Genomic DNA, 5,600 nt, shown 5'->3' with positions numbered 1-5,600 from the left:
CTATTATTTTAGCCTTAAAATCAGCTATGTTTTTTAATCCGTATGTTTTTTTGTGGCCGCGGCTATTCTGCAGCATAACTATTCCATTCTTATCATCGATATTGGTCAGGGCAAAAGAATTGCTCTCCAAACACTCAAAAAATGTCTTTTTGGCTTTAAGGTAGGCGTCAAACGTTTGATGAAAATCCAGGTGGTCGTGTGTAAGGTTGGTAAAAACCCCGCCTGTAAATCGCAAACCGGCTATTCTATGTTGAGCCACCGCATGAGAACTGACCTCCATAAAACAGTAATCGCAGCCGCTGTCAACCATATCATTGAGAAGACTATTGAGTGATATGGGATCAGGTGTTGTATGAGTTGAAGGAACAACCTCATCATTGATCTGATTTTGGACAGTTGAAAGCAGACCAACCTTGTATCCTAAATCACGGAATAGTTGGAAAAGCAACGTCGCAACAGTGGTTTTCCCATTTGTGCCTGTAACTCCTACAAGCTTAAGCTTAGATGAGGGATGGTCAAAAAAGTTCGCCGAAATAATACCAAGGGATTTTGCCGAATCCTCTACCAAAAAATAGCTTACACCCTCTTGAAGTGTAGTCGGAAATATTTCACAAACGATGGCCTTCGTACCCAGATCTATAGCCTGTTCTATGAAATCATGGCCATCTGACAAAGTTCCTTTAACGGCAATAAATAATGCGCCCGCCTCAGCCTTCCTTGAATCGAAGCAAATCGAAGTGATTTCCTGACTGGTAGAGCCAGAAACCTGTTTCAGGGAAACACCATACAATATGTCCTTCAGTATCTTCATCAGTTCAACTCTAAAACTATCGGGTACCCTTTTCCAACTCTGGTCCCGGCTGCAATAGACTGCTTCATCACTTTACCACTTCCCCTCACTATTGGCCTTAATCCCGAATTACCTAAAACGTAAAGTGCATCTTTTAAACCCATTCCGCTTACATCCGGAACAGAGCCCTCTACAATCCTGATCTCGGGGTTTACAACGCCTTTATTAGTATCAACTGTAACATATTCTGCGTTGGCAGCAAATAAAGTCTTTATTCCGAAAGCTTTATATACGCGCTGGGTCGCCTTTTTCTCGCCAGCTTTCGCTGATGGCATTTTAACGTTGCCAGCTAACTTCTGGTCCTTCATAGAATCGTACATGTTAACGTCACCTGCATAAACCCTGTCAGCTACTTCACGGAAAACAGGGCCGCTAACTTGCGCACCATAGTATCCGTTTTTCGGATCATTTATGACGACGATTAGAGAATATTTAGGGTTATCAGCAGGGAAATAGCCGCAAAAAGATGCCTGATATTGACGTTTTGCTTTATATCCCTTATTTCCATCTGCAACTTGTGCTGTTCCCGATTTACCTGCAACACTATAGAACGGGCTTTTTATAATTGTTTTACCTGTACCATTAGTTATAACGCCTTCAAGCATTGCTTTGATCTTACTTAAAGTTTCATCCGTACAGATCTTTTCGTTAATAACCCGTGCTTTGAACTGCTCTACTGTATTTCCAAGTCTCTTAATCTCCTTAACAAAAATCGGCGCTATATATTTACCGTTGTTAGCGATCGCATTATAGAACGACAACATTTTAAGCGGAGTAAGCTGCATTTCATAACCATAAGCCATTTGCGGCAGGGTCATGTTTTTATTCCAGCTTCTATTATTTGGATTCTTAACAACTGGTTGAGCTTCCCCTGGGATCTGCAGCTGTAACTTTTCCTGAAGGTGCCATCTGTATAAATGATCAGTAAACTCTGACTGATTTCCCTTATATGCATTATTTACAAGCTGAGCCACTGCAGCATTTGAAGACTCTTCGAAAGCTCTTTTTACTGTCACAGTCCCGATACTTCCGTGGGAGTCGGTAATGACCTTGCCAGGAATAGGATAAGTTCCCGTGCCTACCATGGTATTTGTATCTACTTTTTTATCTTCAAGCAAAGCCATGTATGACGCCACCTTGAAGGTTGATCCCGGATCCTGATTACCTGCGATTGCGTAATTAAATTTCTCTTTGTAAACGCCTTCACTCTCCCTGCTAAAATTGGCTATCGCTCTAACTTCCCCGGTAGCAACTTCCATCAAAACTACTGTGCCATGATCTGCATTACTTAAGATCAATTGTTTTTTCAATGCTCGCTGAGCAACATCCTGCATATTGACATCAATCGTTGAAATAATATCTGCTCCTTCTTTAGGTGCGATTTCTATATCCTGGTTAACAGGCATCCAAATCCCACCTGCAATACGCTGAACCAGCCTTTTGCCACTTTCGCCATCAATGTAAGAGCCGTATGCTCCTTCCAAACCAACAGGCTGCACATTGTCGTTTTTATAACCAATTGTACGTGCAGCCAGGCTTTGGAAAGGCATAATCCTTTTATTCTGCTGCACGGAGATCAACCCGCCTTTGTACCTTCCCATATTGAACACAGGGAATTTCCGAATGGCTTTTAACTCCTGGTGAGTGACGTTACGTTTCAAAAGCAAATACCGGGTCTTATCTTCCCGTGCATTCCGCAGCATTCTTGAGTATTGTTTTGACGACTTGTCACCAAAAAAAGATGATAATTTAGCCGCTAAAGAATCAATCTTCTCGTAGAACACCTCATCTTTCTCGATCCCGCCTGCCATCACATCCATCCGCACTTCATATTCAGGAACGGAAGTCGCCAGCAAACTCTTTCCGTCTGCAGCATATATGTTTCCGCGGGCTGCTTCAACATTTGCGAAACGGGTAGAAAGACTGTCAGCCATTGACCTCCACTTAGCTCCTTCAACATACTGAACATGAAAAAGCTTGAACAAAACCGCAAACGCGAAAATCACAATAAGCCCGAAAGCTATGTACACGCGTAATATTATGTCGGTTCTGATATTCACGGGCTAGTTGTTGGTTGTTGGTTGTCGGTTGTTACCGGCTGCGTTGTCTTGGTTCTTGTTTCTTGACTCTTTCATCTATTCAAATTCCCCTTCTGTAATTACAATTTTCTTCGGTGGCTCAATTGGTTCTTTCAGGCCCAAAGTATCCACCTCTCTTGCAACTTCTGTCTGAGTACTTTTCATCATAAGATCTGCTTTAAGGGTTTTATAATCCCAGCTTAATTCCTTGACTTCCCTTCCAAGCTTATCAATATCACGGATATTGTTTTCAGCGAAATGACGATTTCCTATATAGATCATGCCCAAAAAGGCAATGAATATTATAAATGGCAGCATATCAGTTGCTGCTTCCTTTGAGATAACCCCTTCGGTAAACATCAGTGTAAAGAAGTTGCGGGGAAGCTCAGCCTTTTCATTTATTTCAGGCTGCACTTCCCTTTCAACTTCACCCTCCTCAGTAGTTTCGTTTTTAAATTGGTTACTCATATTTCATAAGCCTTTTCGCTTAATTCTTCACCGCTATTCTAAGCTTTGCACTCCTTGCCCGGTTATTCTCTTTCACTTCTCTTTCGGAAGCAACTACCGCTTTTCTTGTCAGGCTCTCCAGCGGCTTTATCGGGTTTCCGAAAAAATCCTTTTCAACCTCGCCATGAAACTTTCCTTTTGCGATAAAATTTTTAACCAGCCTGTCTTCAAGTGAATGATATGACATCACAACCAAACGCCCCTCGCTTCCCAGGACCTCCACTGATTGTTCGAGAAACTCCTTCAAAGCCTCTAATTCCTGGTTGACTTCAATTCTAAGTGCCTGAAAAACCTGCGCGAGATATTTATTTTCTTTCCCTTTAGGGATAAGAGTTCCAATGGCATTTTTAAGATCTGCAACAGTTTGAATAGTTTTGTTCAAGCGAACAGTAACCAGGGTGCGGGCCAATGATTTCGCATTCTTTATCTCGCCATAGATTCCGAAGATTCTGTGCAATTGCTCTTCAGTGTAGTCGTTAACCACGTCTTTGGCAGTCAATGAACCTGCCTGATCCATCCGCATATCCAGATCTGCATCAAAGCGGATAGAGAACCCCCGTTCTGGCTGATCAAATTGGTGCGACGAAACACCTAGATCAGCCAGAATGCCGTCAGCAGAAATGGCACCCTGCAAACGGCAATTGTTTTTCAAATAGCGGAAGTTCTGATCAATAAAGGTTAATCGATCATCTTTGGGTAAATTCTTCTGTGCGTCAGCGTCCTGATCGAAAGCAAGCAGCCTTCCCTGCGGACCCAGGTGTTTCAGTATTTCAAGGGAATGACCGCCGCCGCCAAAAGTAACATCGACGTAGATCCCATCAGGTTTAATATTTAGTGCTTCTATACATTCACGGAGCATAACTGGCTGGTGATAATCAGTCATCTAGCCCCCTTTCTGAATTACCCATTACCTCCTCGGCAAGATTTGCAAAGTTGTCTGGCTCATTATCCATCTGTGCATCATAGGCGTCTTTAGCCCAAACCTCAATTTTATTCAACTGGCATGACAACACAACTTCAGTCGTAATGCCTGCATACTCCATTAATGCTTTAGGAAAAAGGATACGGTTTGCGGAATCGAGCGCAAGCTCCGTAGCTCCACGGGTGAAGTAACGAACGAAATCCCGGCTCTTTTTCTCATATAGATTTAATCTGCTGAGTTCACTGGTGATTTGATCCCATTCTTTTTTCGTGTAAATAACGAGGTGCTTTTCAAAGCCACGATTGATCACAAGTCCTTCACGCTCAGCTTCTGGAAGCTGTTTCTTCAGACTGGATGGTATCATCATCCTGCCCTTAGCATCAAGTTTACAATCAAATTCTCCTAAAAAATGGGACATTATGGTACTTCACTCATTAATTCAAGAGTAAAAGTAAATAACTTACCACTTTTTACCACTATCTCCCACAAAAAAAGTTTTCCACAGTTTTAACGGTGCAAATACCGTGTTCCTGCCCTATTTATAAGAAAATAGTTCGCCAGGCTAGCCAGTTCTGAATCGGCAAGTGTGCTTCGAATTACGTTTTAATTACTTCTTCTCCCACTCAATCTTCCCGGAAAAATACATCAGCAGTGCAACTGTTGTAAACAACCCTACGCTTCCGAAAAGAAGTGCGAGATCCTGTAACTGGATGATAACAAAGATAAATGTGTAAAATACACTTAGTATCGTCGCAAATATGGCAGCGATCTTCCTGCTTCTTAAAACAGAGGCAATAAAAACACTTATCAGCAGTGTGGTGGCTACCGAAGCGATAATATAAGCCCAATTAAATCCTACCTGTTCTGTGAATGAAAGAAGCAGGGTATAATAAATGACCATGGTCGCCCCGATAAGCACATACTGGAATATGTGGACATTTCTCTTGTTGAGAATCTCCGTAAAGAAGAGCGAAACAAAGGTTAGCAGTATTATTAAGATAGCGTATTTGGCCGAACGTATGGTTTTTTGGTATTGGTCGACGGGCAAAATGAATTTGACCCCAAAAGTGGCTTCCTCCACCAGTTTATCATTAAATACAACTTCTGAATCCGACCACTGCTGGGGAAACGGCCTGTTAAAATATGGCATGGTCCAGGTTGCTTCGAAATCGGTGGCAGAAATCTTTCTTTCTTCCGGTAAATACCGACCTGTAAAACTTGGATTGCTCCATATACCCCACGC

Annotated in this window: 6 protein-coding genes; all 6 read right to left on the bottom strand. The window is 42.3% G+C overall.

Going from position 1 to position 5,600, the window contains the following annotated elements:
* Nucleotides 1–811: UDP-N-acetylmuramoyl-L-alanyl-D-glutamate--2,6-diaminopimelate ligase (locus WKF69_RS01795; protein ID WP_340379043.1), on the bottom strand; the 811-nt coding region annotated here is incomplete at its 3' end.
* On the bottom strand, nucleotides 811–2,910 hold the full coding sequence (locus WKF69_RS01790; RefSeq protein WP_340379041.1) for a penicillin-binding protein: 2,100 nt from the start codon (nucleotides 2,908–2,910) through the stop codon (nucleotides 811–813). The genes WKF69_RS01795 and WKF69_RS01790, both read right to left, overlap by 1 nt.
* Nucleotides 2,911–2,985: 75 nt before the next feature.
* The gene (locus WKF69_RS01785; RefSeq protein WP_340379038.1) at nucleotides 2,986–3,396 is read right to left on the bottom strand and encodes an FtsL-like putative cell division protein; all 411 of its coding nucleotides are present in this window, start codon (nucleotides 3,394–3,396) and stop codon (nucleotides 2,986–2,988) included.
* A 19-nt stretch (nucleotides 3,397–3,415) separates the two neighbouring features.
* On the bottom strand, nucleotides 3,416–4,318 hold the full coding sequence (gene rsmH / locus WKF69_RS01780) for a 16S rRNA (cytosine(1402)-N(4))-methyltransferase RsmH (protein ID WP_340379036.1): 903 nt from the start codon (nucleotides 4,316–4,318) through the stop codon (nucleotides 3,416–3,418).
* A complete protein-coding gene (gene mraZ, locus WKF69_RS01775; RefSeq protein WP_340379034.1) occupies nucleotides 4,311–4,775 on the bottom strand; it encodes a division/cell wall cluster transcriptional repressor MraZ in 465 nt (154 codons plus the stop codon). Before mraZ ends, rsmH begins: the two co-directional genes overlap by 8 nt.
* A 189-nt stretch (nucleotides 4,776–4,964) precedes the next feature.
* On the bottom strand, nucleotides 4,965–5,600 hold a 636-nt coding region (locus WKF69_RS01770), incomplete at its 5' end, for an inner membrane CreD family protein (protein ID WP_340379032.1).

The organism is Daejeonella sp. (assembly GCF_037719425.1).
GTDB lineage: Bacteria > Bacteroidota > Bacteroidia > Sphingobacteriales > Sphingobacteriaceae > Daejeonella.
Note: the sequence above shows the minus strand (reverse complement) of the source record. Positions and strands in the feature narration are given on the sequence as shown.

Coding starts and splice junctions, on each gene's coding strand:
- WKF69_RS01785 (WP_340379038.1), bottom strand. CDS start 3,396: ATGAGTAACCAATTTAAAAACGAAACTACTGAGGAGGGTGAAGTTGAA.
- rsmH (WP_340379036.1), bottom strand. CDS start 4,318: ATGACTGATTATCACCAGCCAGTTATGCTCCGTGAATGTATAGAAGCA.
- mraZ (WP_340379034.1), bottom strand. CDS start 4,775: ATGTCCCATTTTTTAGGAGAATTTGATTGTAAACTTGATGCTAAGGGC.